This is a genomic window from Bacillus solimangrovi (genome assembly GCF_001742425.1).
GTDB classification, from domain to species: Bacteria; Bacillota; Bacilli; order Bacillales; family Bacillaceae_N; genus Bacillus_AV; species Bacillus_AV solimangrovi.
Genome location: NZ_MJEH01000033.1, coordinates 12,499 through 35,835, shown reverse-complemented (window position 1 = coordinate 35,835; position 23,337 = coordinate 12,499). Strand labels below are relative to the sequence as shown.

The window sequence follows — 23,337 nt, the reverse complement described above, 5'->3', positions numbered from 1 at the left end:
ATTTACATTTAGGGAATTTGTCATAGAAATAAAAAAGAGCTCACCACCAATGTGATATGCTCCCCTTCCTCGCCTTTTAGATATGGCCCTTCACTTATTAGCCAACGGGAAGGGTGGTTTGGTAACCAAAATTACAAAAAATATTTTTTAAGCTTGTCCAACACCTTTTTATGCCGTTTCACCACAGCTACATGAGAGATGTTTTCCTCCTTTGCTACCTCTCTTACTGTTAAATCTTTATAGTAGAGAGCCTTAATGAGCTCTTGTTCCTTTTCATTCAGGTCAGCCATCGCTTCTTGTAAAATCAACATTGTTGCTTTATCACAGAGAATATCTTCTATCATTTGTTCATCTTCAAAATCAGCTCCTAGTTCAATTAAACGATTGATTGAATCTTCTTTGCTTGGGATAAAATCAACCGTTTCTGCTTCAGGGTCAACAGCTATCCGTCCAACCTTGATATCCTGTTCCAGGTACCTTTGACGTCGAACCATTCGGTAATACTCCTTGTAAATCTCTCCGCTTACTGCCACCTGCTCCTTGCCGACTTTGATAAAAAACTCGCTCATTCTCTTTTCCTCCCATGGCACGGCAGGGAGCCGTAGGGAAAAAGAGACAAAAAAATAAGCCGGACACAGAACACCCAAACTGCATTAATATGCAGGGCGTACTATGTCCGGCTTATAGGTAGTTCACACCACGACTCCATTGCTCGGTACCGATTATTTTTGATTCAATGTGCATTCACTTGCTAGATGATCATTTCTTCTCAAAACATCAGATCATCCGGCATGGGTAATGCATACGATTCCTCGCTCGGTATTATCGTGGTATGAACTTTTGGCAAAAAATTAAAAAGGTCCAGGTATATCAGTTATACTGGTTTCCCGGACCTTAAGGTAGAATTGATTTGCAACTCATGGCGAATTGTTATCTCCTTTTCGTCTCGTTATTGGTTTTCCACTAACTTTTTTAAATTCACCTGTTGCGAGTTCAACTTCCCAAACCCGCTTACATCTAGCACACTTCGTTTGTACGGGACCAGCGGCTTCATTTCCTTTATCCAGTAATCTGTAACCACATGCAGGACATTCAACTCGCATAATATTAGCTTCTATCATTTGTATTCCTCCCAACTGTGTTGAAGCTCTTTCATATTAGTTGTTATTTCAATATTAATATTTCAAATTAGAACATATGTTCTGTATAGAGCAAAAAAAATAAACCCTCCGAACATTTATAGCTCAGAGGGCATATCACGTATCCAAACAACTATTATTAAATTAACGTACTAAAGTAAAAGCACATAAAAATACACCCGCCAAGCCTAGTGTAAAGGTCTCAGCGAGCAATAACTTTATTTTGAGTCAACTTAATCTTCATAATTCTTCTCAAAACTCCAAGCATCTCTGCACATGGTGATAATATCATGTTTAGCTGTCCAACCAAGCTCTCTCTTAGCTTTTGAAGCATCAGCATAACATGAAGCAATATCTCCAGGTCTACGATCTACTATTTCATAAGGAACTTTAATACTATTAGCTTCTTCAAAAGCTTTCACTAACTCTAGTACACTAGTACCTTGACCAGTTCCCAAATTATAAACATGAGCACCTTCTTTAAGATTATCTAAAGCTGCAACATGGCCCTCTGCCAAATCCAACACATGTATATAGTCTCTTACACCTGTACCGTCTACTGTAGGATAGTCGTTACCAAAAACTCGAAGTTTCTCTAATTTACCTTTGGCAACCTTAGTAACATAAGGCATAAGGTTATTAGGTATACCATTAGGTGCTTCACCAATCAAGCCACTTTCATGGGCTCCGACTGGATTAAAATATCTTAGAAGAGCAACTGAAAATTCAGGGTTTGCATTAGCTATATCAGTAAGAATTCGCTCACTCATAGCTTTCGTCTCACCATAAGGATTAGTAGTTGGTAACAGGTCCATAGTCTCAACGAAAGGTACTATATTATCTCCGTAAACTGTTGCTGATGAACTGAACACAAAACGATTTACACCATATTTCTGGCAAGCTTTAGCAAGGATCATAGTGCTAACTATATTGTTATAATAATAAGTTAATGGTATGTCTACTGATTCACCTACCGCTTTTAAGCCCGCAAAATGAATAACACCATCTACTTTATAATTATTAAAAATAACATCAACAGCTTGTTCCTCCGTTACATCAATTTCCAAAAAAGTTACTTCATTTTCTGCAATGTTTATAATTTTGTCAATAGTATCACGCCTACTATTACACAGGTTATCAGCAATTATAACTGAATGCCCTGCTTCTAATAATGCAATACATGTATGTGAACCTATATATCCGGCCCCTCCAGTTACTAGAATTTTCATAGTTATACCTCCGCTCCTATGAGTTACCTCTGCTCATAATAGTCCACATACCAATCCGCAAATTTCTGCAACCCTTTCTCTATCGAAGTCTCTGGTTTGAAACCAACAGCTTTTTGTAACAAATCTGTTGAAGCAAAAGTAGCTGGAACATCACCGGGTTTAATTGGTTCAAATGTTTTCTCAAACAATACTTCTTTACCTAATGCATTACTCAATGCTTTTTCAAGTGTTTCAATGAATACCATTAATTTTTCTGGACTATTATTTCCGATATTATATACACTATGTTGAACTTCCCCTTCAGGGGGATTACTTAATAGACGCACTATTCCTTCAATAATATCGTCTATATAAGTAAAGTCACGATATAGATCATTTTCAAAATCACCGTTATTGAATATTTTAATTGGCTCACCAGCAAAATATTTATCAGTGAACCCAAAGTAAGCCATATCCGGTCTCCCCATAGGACCATAGACTGTAAAGAAACGTAGACCTGTTGCTGGAATTTTATAAAGGTGACTGTAAGTATGTGCCATTAATTCGTTTGATTTCTTGGTAGAGGCATAAAGTGAAACTGGATTATCAACAAAATCTGATTCTTCAAAAGGAACCTTTTTATTTGCTCCATAAACAGAACTAGAAGACGCATATACACAGTGTTCTACTGGATAATACCTACATGCTTCAAGTATATTATAAAAACCAATGATATTACTTTGAATATAAACATCTGGATTCTCTATTGAATAGCGAACACCAGCTTGAGCTGCCATATTCACAACTACATTAGGCTTGTATTTTTCAAAGGTCCCCATTATCAATTCTTTGTTAGATATATCACCTTTTATGAAAGTAAACTTTTCATGAGGCTCGAGTTGATTCAAACGAGTGTATTTAAGGTTTACATCATAGTAATCATTGATATTATCAACACCAATAACTCGGCATCCCTGTCCTATTAACTTCTTTGATAAGTAGAAACCTATGAAACCTGCTGCACCAGTGATCAGGTATGTTTTGCTAGGATCAAAAGTTTTGTAATTCAAGTTTCTTCGACTCCTTTATACCTTCTCTAGTTGCTGGTCTTCTTCCAATTGAATGATATTCTACTCCTGCTTCTTGCATCTCTTCTACACTATAAATATTTCTACCGTCATAAACTAAAGGGGTTCTCATCAACTTTTTATAAACTTCAGGTGTTACTGCTTTTACATCTCCCCATTCAGTAAAGATGAAACAGACATTCGCACCTTCTAATGCCTGTTCGATATTCGCAACATATGTGATACTACCTTTACCATTTTTACCTTCCGGATGAACTTTAGCAAAGTTCTCTGCTCCCACAGGATCAAAAGCATAGATATCTGCACCTTGCTCTAATAATAATGGCACATTTTCAAGAGAAGCTGCTTCTCTTAAATCGTCCGTTCCAGGCTTAAAGGTTAGACCTAACACAGCAACTTTTAAACCGTTAAATGTAATTAGTCTTTTACTAGCTTTCTTATATAACATAGTTTTCTGTTCTTTATTGACATCAATGGCGGCTTTAACAGTTTTAAGTTCATATCCACTTTGTTTAGCAATATAGTCTAATGCTTTTGTATCCTTCGGAAAACAAGAACCACCAAAACCAATTCCTGCATTTAAGAATTTACTACCGATTCGCTCATCATAACTCATGCCTTTTGCAACATCCTGAACATCAGCCCCAACAAGTTCACAAAGATTTGCAATATCATTCATATATGAAATCTTAAGAGCAAGGAAATCATTAGATGCATACTTAATCATTTCAGCTGATCTGCGATTTACTGAAACAATTGGCAAGCGAAACGGAGCGTAAATTTCCGTTAACCGTTCTTCAGCCCATTTACTTTCTGTACCTATTATAATTCTTTCAGCATGTAGTGTATCATGTACAGCAGACCCCTGTGCCAAGAATTCAGGGTTAGATGCTACTTCTATTTTCACATCATTAACTAGAAAGTCATGAATAAACTGCTCAACTTTATCATTTGTTCCTACTGGAACTGTAGATTTAACAACCACGAGGCAATCTTTCTCTACACTTTCAGCAATTTGTCTTGCAACAGTTGCAATGTATGATAAATTTGCAGAGCCATCCGGTTGCTCTGGAGTACCTACACCAATAAAAATTGCATCAGCATCTTTATATGCTGATTCATAATCCGTTGTATAATCTATTCTTCCAGAAGCATAATTCTTTTTCATCAACTCTTCCAAACCTGTTTCAAAGATTGGGGAAACGCCAGATCTCATGATTTGTACCTTTTCTTCATCAATATCTACACAGGTTACATGATGGCCAACTTCAGCAAAACACACACCTGCCACCAGGCCAACATAACCAGTTCCCGCTACTGCAATTTTGTACATTTTTAAACATCCTTTACTCTTTATTTAAAATACTTTGTATTAAATATAGAATTACCTTTGAACTAGAAACCATCCATTTAATAGATCTTCTCTGTTATAATAAAAGCGGTCATTATCTTCATATCTAGTGACTGTTCCACCAGCTGCTTCTACAATAGCCTGTCCAGCTCCTGTATCCCATTCCATTGTCGGTGCATATCTTGGATAGTAGTCTGCTTTTCCTTCTGCAATCAGACAGAATTTTAAAGAACTACCTGATGAAACAACTTCTACTTCTCCATACATTGCTTCTAATTCTTTAATATAGGCTTCTGTTTCCTCTGACATGTGGGAACGACTAGCAACAGCACGTTTTACTTGACGATTACCTTGTTCAGGTAAGCCGAAACTTTTTTGAAGTAACTCTTCTTCATTTGATACTTCTGCCTTTGAAGCATTCTCTAACTTATATGCACCTTCTCCAACACGGCCAAAGTAAAACACATCCAATGCCGGTGCATAAATTATACCAATTGAAGGATACTTCCCTTCAATTAATGCAATATTTACGGTAAACTCTCCATTTTTCTTAATAAATTCTTTTGTGCCATCAAGTGGATCTACCAACCAAAATTGCTTCCACTCACGGCGCTCACTGTAAGACATTTCTTTTCCTTCTTCACTCAATACAGGTATGGTAGAATCAATTGCTTTTAAACCCCTCTTGATAGTATTGTGTGAACGTTGATCTGCTTGCGTTAAAGGGGAATTATCATCTTTCACTTCTACAACGAAATCTTGTGCATAAACGTCTAAAATCTCTTTCCCAGCCTCTAATGAGATTTGAAATAGATCGTACAAATTTAAATTCTTCATCTATTTGTAACCGCCCTTTTCTGAAATTAGAATCTCTTTTGGCTAAAACCATACGAAGTTAACAATCACTACCGTTACAAACATAACAATTATGCTTAACGGTGTACCGACTTTTACATAATCCTTAAATTTATATCCTCCTGGTCCGTATACAATCAAATTCGTTTGATAACCAATTGGTGTTATAAAACTAGCTGATGCAGCAATAGAAATTATGACTGCAAACCCCATATATGGAACATTCAATGAAGTTGCTAATTCTAATCCAATAGGTAGCATCAAGACTGCAGCTGCACTATTCGTTATCAATTCTGTAAAAATATTAGTTAGTAAATAGATTAATAAAAGGATAGCAATTATACCTAACGGTTGTCCCAATGATAATAACCCTTTCGCCATCCATGCAGCTAATCCACTTTTGGTCATAGCTGCACCGACGCCAAATGCACTAGCAATTAACAGTAATACATTAAATTGAATATATTTCTTCGCTTCTTCAGGTGTAATCATTTTTGTAACTATTAATAAAAAGACAGCCAAAGTCATAGCCTTAAACATACTTAACCAGCCAATGGTTACTAGTAGAATCATCGAAACTAAGAGACCAATAGAGAACCAGCCTTTTTTCCTGCTATCATTTAGGCTAGTTGGTGTAGCTAAAGAAGAAACAACATAAAAATCACTGGATTGTTGATAATTACGGATAAAGTCCGAACCCGCAAGTAGTAATAATGCATCCCCAGGTCGAAGAACTATATCTCCAACTTTACTTTTTATCCGCTCATTGTTTCGGTGAACCGCTAGGACTCCTGCATCAAACCTTGAGCGAAATTGTGATTGTTTAATTGATTTATCCAATAGTGTAGACTGATGCGAAACAACCGCTTCTACTAATTGTGTATTACCATTCTTTAAATCTTCAAGCTCAAGATCAGAACCAGTTTCAAGAGCTAATCCTTTTGTGTTTTGGAGATCTGCTATTGTAGATATTAATCCAGTGAAGATTAGACGATCCCCTTCTTGTATGATTGTCGTGGAACGGACAGGTGATATTCTTTCTTTTCCACGAATTATTTCTATTAAATATAGGCCGTTAAGCTCCCTTAAACCAGCTCTTTGAACAGATTGATTTATATATGGAAACCCTTGTTGAACCGTCATTTCTGCTATATATTCTTTTGAATCAGCTGTTACTTGTTCTCGAAACCCTAAGTGATTAGGAAGCAACTGATACCCAAAGGTAAATAGATATAATAGACCTATCATTGTAATTGGAATCCCGACAATTGCTAGTTGAAACAACGAAAAACCTTCCAAACCAAAATCTAATAACATACCATGTACAACTAAATTAGTAGAGGTACCCATTAAAGTTATTGTACCTCCCAAAATAGTTACATATGATAAAGGAATTAAGAACTTTGAAGGGGCAATCCCCCGTTCTTCACACCAATTCTTAATTACAGGAGTAAATGCTACAACAATTGGTGTATTGTTAAGAAATGCTGAAAAGAAAGGAATTGGCAAGAAGAAACGAAACATCGAGCCTCGTACACTTTTACTTTTATTTAACCATTGCTTCATGACTTGATCTATAATTCCGTGTTTTTGTACCGCCCCTGCCACAATAAACAATAACGCAATCGTCAACATACCTTGATTGGAGAATCCTTTTAATACTTCTTCTGGAGTTAATAACCCTGTTATTAAAAATATAACAACAACTGAAAAAACAACCATGTCGGGACGTGCCAATTCTAATAACAATGCAGTCAACATGGCTATTATCATAACCAATACGAATATCATTTCTAGTGACATGGAGAGGCCTTCCTTTCATAAAACACAAAATCACTTATTAACAAAGAAAGCTACTACCAATTAAAAAGTAGTAGCTTCTTAAAAACTCTAATTCCAAAGTTTCATAATTTCCTTCACAACATAATCTGTTGCTTCTTCTAACGTGTACTTACTTGTATCGATCTCAATTTCTGGATTTTCTGGCGCTTCGTATGGACTAGAAATACCAGTAAAGTTTGGAATCTCACCAGTTCGAGCTTTTTTATATAAACCTTTCACATCACGTTTTTCACACTCTTCAAGTGGTGTGCTCACATAGATTTCAATATATTCTTTACCAATGACCTCTCTCGCACTTTGACGATCACTGTCATATGGTGAAATGAAGGATGTCAGAGTAATCAAACCTGCATCATTCATCAGCTTTGCCACTTCAGCAATACGACGAATATTTTCAACACGATCACTTTCTTTAAAACCTAAGTTTTTGTTCAAGCCATGACGTACATTGTCACCATCTAGGAGCATAGTATGGTGTCCTAGAGAAACTAATCGTTTTTCAACAGCATTAGCAAGTGTCGATTTTCCTGAACCTGAAAGACCTGTGAACCAAAGTGTCAATGGTTTTTGTCCCTTTTGTTGGGAACGAATCTCTCTTGTAATGTCAGTTTCTTGCCATATAACATTTGTTGAACGACGAAGTGAATGCTCAATTACACCACAAGCTGAAGTCATATTTGACACACGGTCGATTAAAATCAGTCCACCAAGTGCCTCATTATTTTCAAAAGTATCAAATACCATATTTTCTGATAAGGAAATATCACATTCTACTAGTTCATTTTTGAAAGCTTTATCAGCTGGAATATGCTCCCCACTGTTAATATCAATCTTATGCTTAATGGACATCACAGTACCAGGAAGAACTTTTGTTCCTACTTTTACTAGGTAGTTTCGACCTGGTATAAGCTTGGTATCATCCATCCACAAAATCGTAGCCGTAAACATATCAGTTACTTGTATATTGCTTGAAGTCGTTAACACATTCCCACGAGACACGTCCACTTCGCGGTCTAATTGTATGGTTACAGGCTGTCCAACAATCGCGGATTCCAATTCTTTATCTGCCACCAATATACTTTTCACCTTTGCTTTTTCATTACTTGGAAGCGTAGTGATGTCGTCACCTACTGAAATGGTTCCTGCCTCTATTTGACCTTGGAAACCACGGAATGTATGGTTTGGACGGCTTACACGCTGAACTGGAAGAATAAAGCTATCATGTTGCTCTTTCGTAACATCCACACTTTCTAAATATGGTAACAATGGTAAGCCATCATACCAAAGTGTGTTTTCTGACTTTTTTGTAATGTTATCCCCTTCAGTAGCTGAAACCGGAATCACTTGAATACTTTCAAGATTAAAGCCATGCGTTAATTGTAAGAAATCCTTTTTGATTTCTTCAAAACGCTTTTGGTCAAACTCTATTAAGTCCATTTTGTTTACAGCTAAAACAAGGTGTTTAATCCCCATTAAAGCACAAATACGAGCATGGCGTTTTGTCTGAGTAATAACACCCTTTGTTGCATCAACTAGAATAATAGCTAATTCTGCAAACGAAGCTCCTACTGCCATGTTACGTGTATATTCTTCATGTCCTGGTGTATCGGCAACGATAAAGGAACGATTATCCGTCGTAAAATAACGGTACGCTACATCAATTGTGATCCCTTGCTCCCTTTCCGCCATTAATCCATCAAGAAGAAGGGAATAATCAATTTCTCCTCCACGACTTCCAACTTTACTATCAAGCTCTAAAGCCTGCTCTTGATCAGCGAATAATAGTTTTGCGTCATAAAGCATATGTCCAATTAATGTTGATTTTCCGTCATCTACACTTCCACACGTTATAAATTTTAATAGACTTTTCATTTTAGAAATACCCCTCTCGCTTACGTCTTTCCATACTGCCAGCAGCTTCTTGGTCAATCACTCGACTGGTTCTTTCAGATGAGGTCGCTCCAAGTGTTTCTTCAATGATTTCATCTAAAGTCTCTGCTTCGGATTCAACACCACCAGTAAGAGGGTAACAACCTAATGTTCGGAAACGAACCTTCTTCATGACCACTTCTTCACCAGGTTCTAATTTCATACGATCATCGTCCACCATTACGATGTTGCCTTCACGATAGACAACCGGTCTTTCTTTAGCAAAATATAACGGTACTATATCAATATTTTCTTTGCGAATGTATTGCCAGATATCTTTTTCAGTCCAATTAGAGAGTGGGAAGACACGCATACTTTCACCTTTGTTGATTCTTGTGTTATAAAGTTTCCACATTTCAGGCTTTTGATTTTTGGGGTCCCAGGCATGATTTTTATTACGGAAAGAGAAAATACGTTCTTTAGCACGTGATTTTTCTTCATCACGTCTTCCGCCACCAAAAGCAGCATCGAACCCATATTTATCCAACCCTTGTTTTAGTGCTTGAGTTTTCATTATATCTGTATAAGCTGATCCGTGGTCAAATGGGTTAATACCTTGTTCTACTGCTTCGTTATTTATTTCTTCTATCATTTCTATCCCAAGTTCTTTTGCTTTACGATCACGGAATTCAATCATTTCTTTAAACTTCCATGTAGTATTTACATGCATGAAAGGAAATGGGGGTTTTTCCGGATAAAAAGCTTTCATTGCTAAATGAAGCATAACAGAGCTATCCTTTCCAATTGAATAAAGCATAACTGGATTTTCACATTCTGCAGCTACTTCACGAATAATATAAATTGCTTCAGCCTCAAGTTGATCGAGGTGTGTTAGTTCTTTCATCGATGATTTCCTCCTCATTATCTTTATATTAAACTTGCGTTAATAGAAATGTTTTTCATTATTTCTTATTTATTTTCTTAGTAATTGAACGTATAACCATTTTATCCTCAGTATCTAATCCAAAAATATAATAAATTAATCCAGATAAAAGTACTAAAAGGAGAGATAATAATATAAACTCACTATACCAAGACAAAGTTAATAGACTCTTTAGCCATTGGGTAACTAAGAGTGAGAATACAATAGAACAAATAAGTTTAATATAATTTAGATTATAGGGGTGAAGTCTATGTTTCCTGTAAACTAGGAGTAATTTAACTATATTTGCTATAGCCACAGATACTAGAGAAGCGAGTGCTGCCCCTTCTATTCCGTATAATGGTATCAACAATAAATTCAGTGTGACATTTATAAAAACTACTAAAAAGTTAAGATACATTTCATAATGAGGATTACCAGTCATTATAAGAATATATCCAGCCGATCCCACACCAGCATTTACAATTTGACCAATCCCCACTAAAACCAATGCAGTAGATCCTGCTATAAACTCTTTACCGAATATATGCATAATATCCTGACCAAACAGTAATATTACAGAAAAAGTAATTAAATTTACTCCAACTACCCATTTGGTTATTGCCTTATACATCGAACTTAATGTTGCTAAATCATTTCTATGGTATAGAGATGATATTGTGGGGGCAAACATAGTATTAAATGCTACTAAAATGAAACTGCTTAATGTTCCGATCTTTAAAGCTATGTCATAAATCCCTACTTGGGTTTCATTTAGAAAATAACCAATCATTAAGCTATCCGTTCTTTGGCTAATTACTGCTAGAAACCCTGTTAACAATAATGGAAGTGAAAACTTCAACAATTCCTTATAATGTTTTAAAGGATTTAAACTAAACTTACTTAGAAGCCCTAACCTATAGACGGTTGTTAATAAGTATAATGTGCCAAATATCAATGAACAATAAAACGCAATAGCTAAACTATATAATTGTGATCCTAGTATAATAGCAATTATGAGTACTATTATTTTAGTTATTGGTACTAAAATATCTTGATTAAAAACATAAAACTTGATTTTTTTTATTCCCCGGAAAACCCCTTGTGAAAGTTGACCTAAAGCAATAAATAATATTAAAGGCGCCATCAATTTAAGTAAATGTTCTAATTGCGGGCTGTTTAATAATTTCGCAGCTATAAAGTTACTATTAAAATATATTAAAGTTATAACTATTAAACTTAATGAAAATACCAAAAAGTAACTAAAAGTAATAAGGTTATTTCTTTGAGCTTTTTCCTCATTATCATCAAATTTAGGGATAAAATATACTAAACCTTGCTGTAGCCCCACTAAGACTAACACCGGGAAAAAGCTTATAAAATTAAAAACGAACATAAATTTCCCATAAATTTCTGCACCTAAAAATCGAGCAGCAAGAAAATTTAAAAACAAACCAAAAATAAGCGCAATTATTTTCCCGGTAAATACCATACCCGATTGTTTTGTAACAGTAGATAATTCTTTATTCATCATATACGTCCCATAATTAGTTATTTAATAAAATCGATACAAACAAATTTCTATATAATTGCACAGGATATATTAGCTTGTAATCTTATTCATATTTTTATTTCTATTTTCTTTTTTATTTAAATACTCAATAAGAATGTTATACTCTTCTTCGTAACCAAATTTTTCTATTTCATTGGCGTATTTCTTGCGAACCATTCTTGCAGTATCTATATTATAATAATCCATCCAATTCCTTTTACCAGTATTATTAAAGTGTGGTAAATCTCTTAAGTTATACTGATCTTTAATATCTTTAAAATCTTCGGTTAGATTTTCATATTTACCAATAAAGTCAACACGACTCTTTCCTTTGCGGTCATATATTAAATTATACTGGGACTGGAAATGTCTATCTGCTAAATGATCTGGTAATTTTACGACTTTCCTTACAAAATCTTCAAATCCATTATCTTTTTTTATATAACCAAACAAATACTCATCAAAGTGTAATTTTTGTTTTCCCATCTTTTTATCTTTCCTATACTTACTCTCATAGCATGAAACTAATCTATCGAAAGGATTCCTCACAAAGGTGAATTTAAAATAGTTACTTTCTTCTTCAGTATAGTACTCTCTTCTTAAATTTTTAATTTTGTTGTGAATACTATAGTCATCAGGAATGCTTTCGTCAATAAACGTACTTTTTATGGAAGAACACGCAACCTTTGAATTGTTTAGATAGATGATACTCTTATTAGGAACAATAATGTATTCTGTTTTTTCAAGCTTTTTATATCTGATCAAGTTAATCATGTCAAAAAAGACAAACCGATAAAAATACCTTGCTACAGTATATAATTTTGGGCTTTTCATTAATATTTTCTTTATTTTAGCCTTCATATTTATCACCTTTATTAGTTTTAATTTTTAATAGTATTGATAAGAAAGAAGCGGTTAGATCTATACCTACTAAATTATTCAATATGTTGATTACTCTGAACTTTGCACTGTTCATATACTTAAACAAATGTAGATTTTGAAATATTAACTGTTTAGCTTTATTTTTATACTCTTCTGTAGCAATACTCTTATATAGAATTAAACTTCTAATAATAAAAGATCCAAAATAACTTTTCATAGTATTTTTTAATTCAATATTATCGAAGTTTTGGTCCGTGTACTTAATCATCCAGTTAGCAATACTTAATAAATCATTAATTCTTTTCACTAACTTACTCTCATCTTGAGTGGTCATTATAGACTCTGGTCTATAACGTCTCATATAAAATTTCTCATTAAAAACATAAACTTTTTGGGTATTTGCAATAACTTTTGGAGTCCATTCTTCATCCTCATGATAAATGCCCATCTTAAATTCAAGGCCGTTTGTGTCTATAACTTCTTTTTTATATACCTTTGTTGCTGCTGAACTGGCATAACTTTTACTCTTGTATAACTGTAATAAAACACCCTGGTTATCCATATTAACAACATCGCTATTCGTTATATTTAACCTTTTATCTTTTATATACATTCCAATGTTATCCTGACTTTCATCTAGAAAACCAGTATACGACCCATATATCAAATCACAATTGGTTGTTCGAAATATGTTTATAAACTTTTCAACTACCTCTTCATTATAAAGATAATCATCACTATCAAGAAACATAACATATTTTCCTCTTGCATTCTCCAATCCTACATTTCTTGCTGATGATAAGCCTCCATTTGTTTTGGAAATCAAGTTTATTCTCGTATCACTTTTTTTATATTGCTTACAAATTTCTAAACTTTTATCTTGAGAGCCATCATTTACTAGAATTATATCTAAATTTTTGTATGTCTGATTAATTACACTATTAATACATTCTTCTAAATACTTTTCTACGTTATAAATCGGAATAATTATCGTAAATAATTCCATCATATGTCCCACCTTTACTTTCAGGAGCTTCTTTCTTGCGTCTTTCTACTCTGTTATTAAAAAATATTATTAGTAAATATATCGGTAATCCCATATAAAATATTGCTCTTATATTCCCAAGGAAAGTATCTCTAATATAGAATAACGATGAATTAAAAAATATTAAAACAAAGCATGCAATCGCTGGATAATACTTTACAGTAGTTTTATTCAATAAACCTAAAATCTTTGATATAAATGCTCCTAGAAAGATAAAGATAAAGAAGCCCCACCAAGCAAAGTTTAAATATGACTCAGCGGCTAGAGAAAACCCGGGACCAAAAGATAACCCCAAACGAAATTTTAACCATTGTCCTAAAGAAGCAACCTGAGCAGCAGGGTGAAGATCCCAAAATCCTAGATTGGGAACAATAGAGAGTAATGAGTATAAGTAAGTTGTACCATTTCTTAATGGCTCTCCACTATCAACAAAACCCATGATGGCAATTGTTGGCATCATTGAACTTCCCAACTCACTAATTAGTTCTGTTATAAAATTATTATTAAAACTGTTTATCATCATATATTCAAAATAATCAAAAACAGTTCTACCTTCCATGTTTCTAATATCAGCTATAGTTGTTAGTAAAGAAAGAAGTACAACCCCTGAAACAATGTATTTCAAACTCTGCTTGAGTGATATTTTCCGAATAAAATAGTGTTGAATTAAGACTAATGCCAGTATAAACACGATAGCATCGTTTCTCTCGCCAATATACAATATTGAAAAAATCACCATACCACTAATTACCTGAACAACCGTTCTTAAAACTTTACTATTTCTTACTGCTATTGTTAAACATAGTAAGCTTGGGATAAAATATAAGGACATTTTCCCCATTAAACTGTTTAAGCCTGTTTGTGCATCAAGTCGAGAGACTCCGCTATATCCATACATCTTTACTAGTATTAATGACTGAAACATGCCATATATATATGGTATCACTGAAACAATAAATAATGATATTCCCGTAGCAAGTATTGCTTTATCACTTATGGACTTTTCTCCCAATTTTTTTAACCGAGGTTCATCTTTTAGCTTATTTACTTTATAAAATAATAAACCACCTAAATGAAAACTAGCTAGACACAAAAACGAATAAACCTGTGCCTCAAAAAGGTTGTTCTCATTGATAAAACTATATCTAAGAATTAAATCCCTTTCCGGAGTAACTAAATCGAAAGGAATCAATAAGCTTTGACCATAAAAAAATAAATACAGCACTCCTAGATAGAAGGTATATGCCGTAATAAACTCTCCTGTAATAATACGCCATGTAATAAAACTTATTATTAATAAACCCCAGCCTAAGATACCCATGAGTTCAAGGTTAACTTCTTCAGGGAGCCCAAACGCAAATGCGATAATAAACGCAAATACTATATATGCTAAATAAATAAATATGCCCTTAATTTTATTAACGTTTATCTTCATAAAGCATTATCACCTTTGCTGAATTTAACTTTATATGCTAACCATCCTAAAGGAAAACAAAATAAAGTAATAATCTTGTGAGGGGACTTTAAGATATATTCTTTTTCCCTACTAAGAATACAACCAGCAATATACATTATTCCGTGTTTTACTTTAGCAACAAAACCTTTTGCTAATTCATAAGACTGTCGCTTAACCAAGGTGTACCCTTTCGGATTTCTCTTAATAACCCTAAGTTTATTTCGAGTTAATCCATCAGAAAGGTACTCACAAACACATAGATTTTCTTGCGAAATCTTAAATTTGTAGTTTCTATTAACTTCTCTAGCGATATATTCAGGTGATATGAACTTTTCTCCTTCTACTATTGGAAATCTATACTTTGAGAGAATTTTCATTTTATAAAACTGAATGAACTCTGATCGTATTCTAAATTTATCTGTTATATCCATGACGGTTGCTTCGTCTACTTTGTCTGGTATTCTTTTACCGCCTAAAACTTCACCGCTATCAGAGTTTCTAAGAGCCATAACACCACATATTTTTTCATTCTCAATAGTTTTTTTCAGTTGATCCAGCGCTAATTCAATTGCGTGAATAGTAAATGTATCATCTGAGTCTAAGCAAACAAAATATTCGGTATCAACATGATTTAGAGCCATGTTGAGTGCAGATGCTTTTCCACCATTCTCTTTCTTGAGATAGATAATAGTAATTTCTTTTTCTGCTATCCACTTTTCAACTAATTCTTGAGTATTATCTGTTGATCCGTCATCAATGATCATCCAAACAAATGATTTGCTAGTTTGTAATTTTAAAGACTTGTAACAGTTTCCCAATATATAAGCTCTATTATAAGTAGGTGTTACAACTGTGATAATATCTTTTTTGAACATATCCCAATCTCCTAAAGTAAGTCATTAATTTCTTCAATATAAGCATTAATAACAATCTGCCTATCGAATTCTCTTTCAACTTTATTTCTACCAGCTAACCCCATCTGCCTTTTTGCTTCATAATCTAATAAAAGAAATTCTTCCACCTTTTTAATTAGGTCTCTACTATTTCTCTGTTCTACTATATATCCATTAATCCCATTATCTATAATTTCTCTACAACCACTTCTGTTAGTTGTTATAATTGGCCTGCCACAGGCAGCACTTTCCAAAAGGACATTAGACATTCCTTCGGGATAGAATGTAGGATGAATTGTACAGTGAGATATAGCGTGAAACTCTCTGACATCACTTTGCATCCCGTGATATTTTATTATACCGTTAGCATTCATTTCTTTTAATTTTTCTTCATATGCTTCTTCACAAAAACCTAAAATGTGAAATTCTGTGTTAGGATATCTAGATTTAATATATTCGGCTGTATCTAAATACTGATCAATGCCTTTATGCTTCATTACTCTTGAAATAAATAGAAATTTTATTATATTATCTCTGGGATAATCAAGCACATTATAGTTATTTAGATTAACTCCAGAACCAGGTATTAACTTTTGCTTACCTTTATAAATGCCTTTATTATTGATAAAATTTAAATTCTCTTTATTCTGAAAAAAAACACAAGAGGCTTCTTTGAGAGCTATACTATATAAAGACAGTGTAATCTTTTGAAGTATACCACCATTCTCTACAGCAGTCCCAAGTCCTGTTATATTAGGTATATACGGTACTTTCATGAATCTACATACAATTCCCCCATAAACATTCGGTTTAATGGTATATGTCAGTACCAAATTAGGTTCTACTTCCTTTATAATACGTTTATATTCCATCATTAACTTATAATCAGTTATAGGATTAGTGCCTCTTCTACTAATCTGAGTATCAATAAACTTACACCCAAGTTCAATTAAATCCTCTACAAATTGACCGTGTGGTAGTGAAATATAAACTTCGTTAACCTTTAAAAGTTCTTTAATCAGTTCCTTCCTGAATTTATATAACCCTATATCATTATTTGCTAATATCAGTATTCTTGCCATAATCTATTCTCCTCACTGGAACCCCCACATATGTCCCAGATTCAGTTATGTCCTTTACCACAACAGCACCCGCACCTACTTTACAATCGCTTGTGATATTTACATTATTGCTTACTACACAACCAATTCCTAACCAAGACCCTTGTCCTACTTTAACAGTTCCTGCTAAATGAGCCCCTGGAGAAATGTGTGTAAAATCCCCTATATCATTGTCATGATCAATGGTGGAACCTGTATTAATAATGCACCCTTTCCCGATCCTACTGCAGGAGTTTATTACTACACCGGCCATGACTACTGTTCCATACTGAACATTAACCTGCTCACCGATAACTGCAGTAGGATGAATCAGAGCAGGTAGACTTGCTCCTCTTGATTCTAGTTGAGTCTGAAGCTTTTCTCTTATAGCATTATTACCTATAGCAACACATACATCATAAGCATCAATATATTTTATAGCTTCATTTGACGTTCCAATAACTTCAATTCCCATTGGAGAGATAACACTTGTATCATCATCTAAAAAGGAAATACTCTGCCATTTATTCATTTTCAATGCAATGTCCGCAACAACTTTTCCGTGGCCACTAGCACCAATTATTAAAAGTTTGTTTTTCATAGTTCCATTCTTTCCTTTTTGCTTCCCTTAAAAGGCTCAATCGTAGCAGCAGTTTCTGAATTAATGCCCTCTCTGACGAATACCTTTTTTATGGTTAAGAAAATTATCTTCCAATCTTCAGTGAATCTTACATTGTCCACATACTCAACATCGAGATTAAATTTATCTTCCCAACTAATCGCATTTCTACCACTAACCTGCGCCAAACCTGATAGCCCTGGTCTAACTTCATGACGTCTTTTTTGATGATTGTTATACAAGGGCAAATACTGCACCAATAATGGTCTAGGGCCAATAATGGACATATTACCCTTCAAAATATTAAAAAGCTCTGGTAGTTCATCAAGAGATGTAGAGCGTAGCAACCTACCAAACTTTGTCAGCCTAATACTATCAGACAGTAACTCCCCTTTATCATCTTTTTCATCTGTCATAGTCCTAAACTTATACATCATAAAAATCTCTTCATTCAACCCCGGTCGTTTCTGCTTAAATAGCACAGGACTACCTAACTTCGTTCTCACAAGTAATGCAACTATTAGTAATACCGGACTTAAAACAATAATAGCAATTAAAGAAAGTATAAAATCCATCGGTCTTTTTACAAACCTTCTATAAATACCACCCTTGGAGTTCTTCATTATTCTACCCACAACCCTTTAATAGTCTTAACGACTCTTTCTAAGTCCTCGTCCGTCATTTTGGTATCAGATGGCAAACATACACCATTCTCAAACAATTTCTCCGATACACTTTCACCAATAAAGTCATATTTTTCAAAGAACGGCTGCATATGCATTGGTTTCCAAACTGGTCTTGACTCGATGTTTTCAGCTTCCAATGCATCAAATATATCAATAGGCCTTACTTTACCAGACAATGTTATCGAGCTTAACCAATAATTCGGTTCATCCCAGTCATTGCAAGGCATGAATTCAACACCTTCAAGCCCACCAAGCTCTCTTTTATAGAACTCAAAAATGTAGTTCTTCTTAGCAACTCTTTGATCTAACACTTTAAGCTGTCCTCTACCAATCCCAGCAACAACATTACTCATCCGATAATTAAATCCTAATTCACTATGTTGATAATGCCTAGCTTGATCTCTGGATTGTGTAGCCCAAAACCTTGTTTTTGCAATTCTCTCTTCATTATTAGAAACAAGCATTCCACCTCCAGAAGTTGTGATAATCTTGTTCCCATTAAAAGAAAAGATGCCATAGTCACCGAAAGTCCCTGTATGCCTACCTTTATAGTAAGTACCCAAAGACTCGGCAGCATCTTCTATAACCGCTGCATTATGATTCTTACAAATCTCCATTATCTTATCCATATCAGCGGATAAGCCATATAAATGAACGACAATGACTGCCTTTACTTCTGGATACTTCTCAAATGCTTCTTCTAATGCTTTTGGGCTCATATTCCAAGTTTCATAATCACTATCGATAAATACAGGAACTGCATTTTGATAGATAATGGGGTTTGCAGTAGCTGAGAACGTAAGTGTTGGACAGAATACAATATCCCCTTCTCCAACTCCTGCTGCTTTAAGAGCCAAATGAATAGCAGCAGTCCCTGAGGAAAGTGCTGCAGCGGCTTTAGATCCTACTTTTTCAGCAAGCTCTCTTTCGAATCCATTTACATTTTCTCCAAGAGGAGCAATCCAGTTTGTATCAAAAGCTTCCTTAACATAATCCATTTCATAGCCTTCATCACTCATATGTGGTGATGAAAGGAAAATTCTTTCGTTCACTTTTGTTGTCACCATCCTATAGACTTCCTTCCATCGTTAAGTTAATATTTTAGTAGATTAGGACTTACTTGGATTCTTCAAAACTATTACTCCAACCAACTTCTAAACCACTAAAATTGTTATCTACTTTTCATAGCCACCTCGTAGATAATATTCAATATGAGAAATAGATAAAAATATCAATATATAGTATGTTCAGCTATTAAAAATCCAATTTTAATACTATATATTGTGTTTTGTTATCGATTTCCGATACTCATCTCGTAACATCTATTCAATCTACCTAACAAACACGAAATAGATATTCACTTCATAACCACCCAAAACCGAGTTTCTTACTATTATATATTCCATTCAATCAATCTATAATTCTCACTAATAACGCATCAAACTCTTATCCCGAAAGGTTTCTAGCGTTCAATCTAACCACGATAGTCAGTTCCTTATGACCCTTTAATAATTATTTTTTTCATAAAATTCATCGTAATATGAAGTAAATCCATAAATATTAGATTTTATGAACAGAAATAATCTATAGACACTCAATTAATATCTTGATAGATATCTCACAATCATGTGACTTGTCAACAAACAACATCTTAAAAAGAAAAATTTCCCCAAATCAACTTCATTAGATAATTAACTAGTTCTAAAACAATTCTAAACAGTGATGTTTAGGAAATACACAGGTGATAGATCAAAAAATGAATCCAAAAAGATAGTAAAGCATGTTTCAATAAGTCCTGAACAATCAAGACTCAAAGTAATCTACTTTTTACCAAGTCTTCCTTTAATAATTTTTGAATTGATGCAATAACCAATTATGTTGCACCAAATTTTATCAGCACTTAATGTGACTCAGATCATACAATGTTTCATCTAGTATCAAGGAATACTTTATTCTTACTTTTTACACCAATGTTAAAAAGACAAAATATTATCGTAAAAAAACTGTCTCCACCGTCAAGGCATATACAACCTCAACTCAGATTAATTCCTAAAATTAGTTATTTTAACTGAAGTAAGCCCTTATCTCTATGAAACAAACCTTACTGGATAACTTAATTGGTAGAATTTAAGCAACTACTCAACAACACTCCGAAATTCAAAAATTTAAAAAACACCTTTAATATCACAAAATAGGAACTCCCTCTTCATTCTCCACATCATCATTAATGATAGTATGAACACTACATTGAATTTCTTTATTAGTATAATCTATTTTTCCATTGATTGGACAACCATCAATAACATTCTCTTGTAAATATTGCTTGAGAGTACTCTCAGAATGTTCGGTACCTTCTAACATCAGATAAGATTGATACTTATTGACTAGTTGTCTACGATTCAATTCACAAACTTCTTCTTCAGTTTTTTCAATATAATCGACAGAAAATATTACTACTATCGAAATAAGTATACTCAAAATAGCAAGTACCAATAACATCTCAATTAAGGTAAAGCCCTTGTTAAAAATTTCAAACAACTAAATTAAACACCCACCTTAATCTAAATAAATTACTATATATTCTTACACTTTCATGAATCTCTTCCTTCTGTCTAACTAGGTATATTCGATCGGTCCATACACCCCTTAAACACAACGAGAACCTTTCGAGCTACTCTTCTTCTCTCAAAAGGTTCTCCCACATCACTATAAAGCTTTAATCATTCATTCTTTACTTACTTACAACAGTTAAATGCTCTTTTACTATTGGCATCTTCTCATATCGATTATTTGCAATATTTAGAAGTAGTTGACGCAACGAGATATCATCAATCGTTTCAAAACGATTCATAAAATCATCCAGTGTCTCTTCATGACTAGTTGTAACCTTTCCTATGTAAATCTTAGGGAACACTTGCTTAGGGTTCACTTCATTTTCATTCAATAACTCTTCAAACATTTTCTCTCCAGGCCGAATTCCATTGAATTTAATTGGTATCTCTTGTTCCGTATAACCTGAGAGACGAATTAAGTTTCGAGCAAGGTCGACAATTTTTACAGGTTCACCCATATCAAGCACGAAAATCTCTCCACCTCGAGCAAGGGCACCGGCTTGGATAACGAGGCGAGATGCTTCTGGAATTGTCATAAAGTAACGAGTCATGTCAGGATGCGTAACTGTGACCGGTCCGCCTTGCTGAATTTGCTTTTTGAATAACGGAACAACACTACCTCGACTTCCTAATACGTTTCCGAAACGAACAGCAACGAAGCGAGTTTTACTATTACGACTTAATTCTTGAATAACCATTTCGGCAAGTCGTTTTGTTGAACCCATAATATTTGTAGGATTTACAGCCTTATCTGATGATACTAAGACAAATGTTTGGACATTCGCTGCATCAGCTGCCTCTGCTACATTCTTTGTACCAAAAATATTATTTTTAACGGCTTCTCTTGGATTGTGTTCCATTAATGGAACATGCTTATGAGCTGCAGCATGGAAAACATATGTAGGTTGATATTTATACATGACATCAAAGATCCGTTCACGGTCTTGAATATCAGCTATTTCAGCCGGAAACTCGATATGATCGTATCGTTTCTTTAATTCTAACTCAATACTGTAGATACTATTTTCACCGTGTCCTAATAATACAACTTGCTTTGGATTAAATTGGCAAATCTGTCGACAAAGTTCGGAACCAATTGAACCACCGGCACCAGTTACTACAACCGTTTCACCTTCTATTTCTTTCGAGATACTCGTAATATCAAGCTTAACAGGCTTACGACCTAACAGATCCTCTACCTGAACATCTCGAAACTCACTTATAGATACCTTACCACTCACCATATCTTCAATCGATGGTAAAATCTTAGTATCAACTTTTGTTTTGCTACATTCCTGGAAGATACGATTAATTTCTTGTTTATTAAGAGATGGCGTTGCGATTAGAATATGGTTGATATCTCGTTTCTTTACAACATCTTCGATTCGCTTCACACCACCAACTACAGGAACACCCATAATTTCTAACCCCTGTTTACGAACATCATCATCGATAAATGCCACCGGTTGTAGTTCACCATTTGGGTTTTGTTGTAATTGCCTAACAACGGCTGTACCAGCGTAGCCAGCACCAACTATCAATGTTTTATTTTTCGATTCAGGTTTCTTTAGAATATCATCACGATATACCCGCCATGCAAAGCGTGAACCTCCAATTAATAACATATGAAGCATCCACGTAATTGCCAATGCTCGAAAATAAATGTCATTGAAAAATATAAATTGACAGGTAGCTGTTACAATAATTGTTAAAGTAACGGCTTTAAAAATACTATGTAATTCTCCAATACTTGCATATGACCAAGCTTTCTTATACAACTTAAATATATGTGCAAAAATGTGATGACTAAGCAATAACGCGATTGACGTATAGATAATGAACGGCGAAAATAATTTTTGTGTATCTAGTAAAAATTGACTAAGAAAAATAGCAGTCAACACAATAGTAGAATCACATACAATAAGGAATGATAACCTTTTTTTATAGGACAAATTATTATTCTCCTTCCAATCGTATTTAAAACCTTCAATAATCCATGAATAATAAAAAAATGCATAAAACAATAAAATAAATATAAATACAAATAGTTTGTCAGTTTATCTTTGTATCTAGAATATGTACCTTTAATATTTTGAAACTTTATTTGAAAGAATCCTGTAAATCCATTTAATTATATTACAATATCTTTCCTAGCAGTTGGTCATGTTTTAACTCAACAGTTATTAGAGTTTTCGTTTTATTTCCAAATCATAATTCT

The 23,337-nt window shown here is 34.1% G+C and carries 20 protein-coding genes; all 20 read right to left on the bottom strand.

All coding sequences use genetic code 11. The features are described from left to right. Positions 1-131 precede the first annotated feature (131 nt). Positions 132-569, bottom strand: a complete 438-nt coding sequence (locus BFG57_RS11805) for a sigma-70 family RNA polymerase sigma factor (RefSeq protein WP_069717696.1) — start codon at positions 567-569, stop codon at positions 132-134. A 348-nt stretch (positions 570-917) separates the two neighbouring features. Continuing rightward, positions 918-1,121 carry a hypothetical protein gene (locus tag BFG57_RS11800; protein WP_069717695.1) on the bottom strand — a complete coding sequence of 68 codons (204 nt, stop codon included), beginning with the start codon at positions 1,119-1,121 and terminating at the stop codon, positions 918-920. 251 nt (positions 1,122-1,372) lie between these two features. Continuing rightward, positions 1,373-2,368 (bottom strand): UDP-glucose 4-epimerase GalE, encoded by a 996-nt coding sequence (galE, locus tag BFG57_RS11795; protein WP_069717694.1) that lies wholly within the window; start codon positions 2,366-2,368, stop codon positions 1,373-1,375. Positions 2,369-2,391: 23 nt separating this feature from the next. Next, entirely contained in the window at positions 2,392-3,417 is a 1,026-nt protein-coding gene (locus BFG57_RS11790) for a GDP-mannose 4,6-dehydratase (protein WP_069717693.1), read from the bottom strand. Next, entirely contained in the window at positions 3,398-4,768 is a 1,371-nt protein-coding gene (locus tag BFG57_RS11785) for a UDP-glucose dehydrogenase family protein (RefSeq protein ID WP_069717692.1), read from the bottom strand. Before BFG57_RS11785 ends, BFG57_RS11790 begins: the two co-directional genes overlap by 20 nt. A gap of 51 nt (positions 4,769-4,819) precedes the next feature. Continuing rightward, complete coding sequence (cysQ, locus tag BFG57_RS11780; RefSeq protein WP_069717691.1) at positions 4,820-5,623, bottom strand: 3'(2'),5'-bisphosphate nucleotidase CysQ; 804 nt, start codon at positions 5,621-5,623, stop codon at positions 4,820-4,822. Positions 5,624-5,665: 42 nt separating this feature from the next. Further along, on the bottom strand, positions 5,666-7,444 hold the full coding sequence (locus BFG57_RS11775; protein ID WP_069717690.1) for an SLC13 family permease: 1,779 nt from the start codon (positions 7,442-7,444) through the stop codon (positions 5,666-5,668). Between the two features lie 87 nt (positions 7,445-7,531). Continuing rightward, positions 7,532-9,355 (bottom strand): adenylyl-sulfate kinase, encoded by a 1,824-nt coding sequence (cysC, locus tag BFG57_RS11770; protein WP_083249221.1) that lies wholly within the window; start codon positions 9,353-9,355, stop codon positions 7,532-7,534. Position 9,356: 1 nt separating this feature from the next. Further along, on the bottom strand, positions 9,357-10,256 hold the full coding sequence (gene cysD / locus BFG57_RS11765; RefSeq protein WP_069717688.1) for a sulfate adenylyltransferase subunit CysD: 900 nt from the start codon (positions 10,254-10,256) through the stop codon (positions 9,357-9,359). 58 nt (positions 10,257-10,314) lie between these two features. Next, complete coding sequence (locus BFG57_RS11760; RefSeq protein WP_069717687.1) at positions 10,315-11,805, bottom strand: flippase; 1,491 nt, start codon at positions 11,803-11,805, stop codon at positions 10,315-10,317. A 72-nt stretch (positions 11,806-11,877) separates the two neighbouring features. Beyond that, positions 11,878-12,687 (bottom strand): sulfotransferase family 2 domain-containing protein, encoded by an 810-nt coding sequence (locus BFG57_RS11755; RefSeq protein ID WP_069717686.1) that lies wholly within the window; start codon positions 12,685-12,687, stop codon positions 11,878-11,880. Continuing rightward, entirely contained in the window at positions 12,677-13,714 is a 1,038-nt protein-coding gene (locus BFG57_RS11750; RefSeq protein ID WP_069717685.1) for a glycosyltransferase family 2 protein, read from the bottom strand. Before BFG57_RS11750 ends, BFG57_RS11755 begins: the two co-directional genes overlap by 11 nt. Beyond that, positions 13,680-15,188, bottom strand: coding sequence for an O-antigen polysaccharide polymerase Wzy (gene wzy / locus BFG57_RS11745; protein WP_069717684.1), 1,509 nt, complete (start codon positions 15,186-15,188; stop codon positions 13,680-13,682). Before wzy ends, BFG57_RS11750 begins: the two co-directional genes overlap by 35 nt. After that, positions 15,185-16,084 (bottom strand): glycosyltransferase family 2 protein, encoded by a 900-nt coding sequence (locus tag BFG57_RS11740; protein WP_069717683.1) that lies wholly within the window; start codon positions 16,082-16,084, stop codon positions 15,185-15,187. The genes wzy and BFG57_RS11740 overlap by 4 nt, the downstream gene beginning before the upstream one ends. An 11-nt stretch (positions 16,085-16,095) precedes the next feature. Further along, on the bottom strand, positions 16,096-17,184 hold the full coding sequence (locus tag BFG57_RS11735; protein ID WP_069717682.1) for a glycosyltransferase family 4 protein: 1,089 nt from the start codon (positions 17,182-17,184) through the stop codon (positions 16,096-16,098). Continuing rightward, positions 17,156-17,803, bottom strand: a complete 648-nt coding sequence (locus tag BFG57_RS11730; protein WP_069717681.1) for an acetyltransferase — start codon at positions 17,801-17,803, stop codon at positions 17,156-17,158. The genes BFG57_RS11735 and BFG57_RS11730 overlap by 29 nt, the downstream gene beginning before the upstream one ends. Beyond that, positions 17,800-18,444 carry a sugar transferase gene (locus BFG57_RS11725; RefSeq protein ID WP_069717680.1) on the bottom strand — a complete coding sequence of 215 codons (645 nt, stop codon included), beginning with the start codon at positions 18,442-18,444 and terminating at the stop codon, positions 17,800-17,802. The genes BFG57_RS11730 and BFG57_RS11725 overlap by 4 nt, the downstream gene beginning before the upstream one ends. Continuing rightward, positions 18,444-19,559, bottom strand: a complete 1,116-nt coding sequence (locus BFG57_RS11720; RefSeq protein ID WP_069717832.1) for a DegT/DnrJ/EryC1/StrS family aminotransferase — start codon at positions 19,557-19,559, stop codon at positions 18,444-18,446. Before BFG57_RS11720 ends, BFG57_RS11725 begins: the two co-directional genes overlap by 1 nt. Before the next feature lie 1,132 nt (positions 19,560-20,691). Next, a complete protein-coding gene (locus BFG57_RS11715) occupies positions 20,692-21,045 on the bottom strand; it encodes a type II secretion system protein (RefSeq protein WP_069717679.1) in 354 nt (117 codons plus the stop codon). A 193-nt stretch (positions 21,046-21,238) separates the two neighbouring features. Continuing rightward, on the bottom strand, positions 21,239-23,071 hold the full coding sequence (locus tag BFG57_RS11710; protein ID WP_069717678.1) for a polysaccharide biosynthesis protein: 1,833 nt from the start codon (positions 23,069-23,071) through the stop codon (positions 21,239-21,241). Positions 23,072-23,337 lie beyond the last annotated feature (266 nt).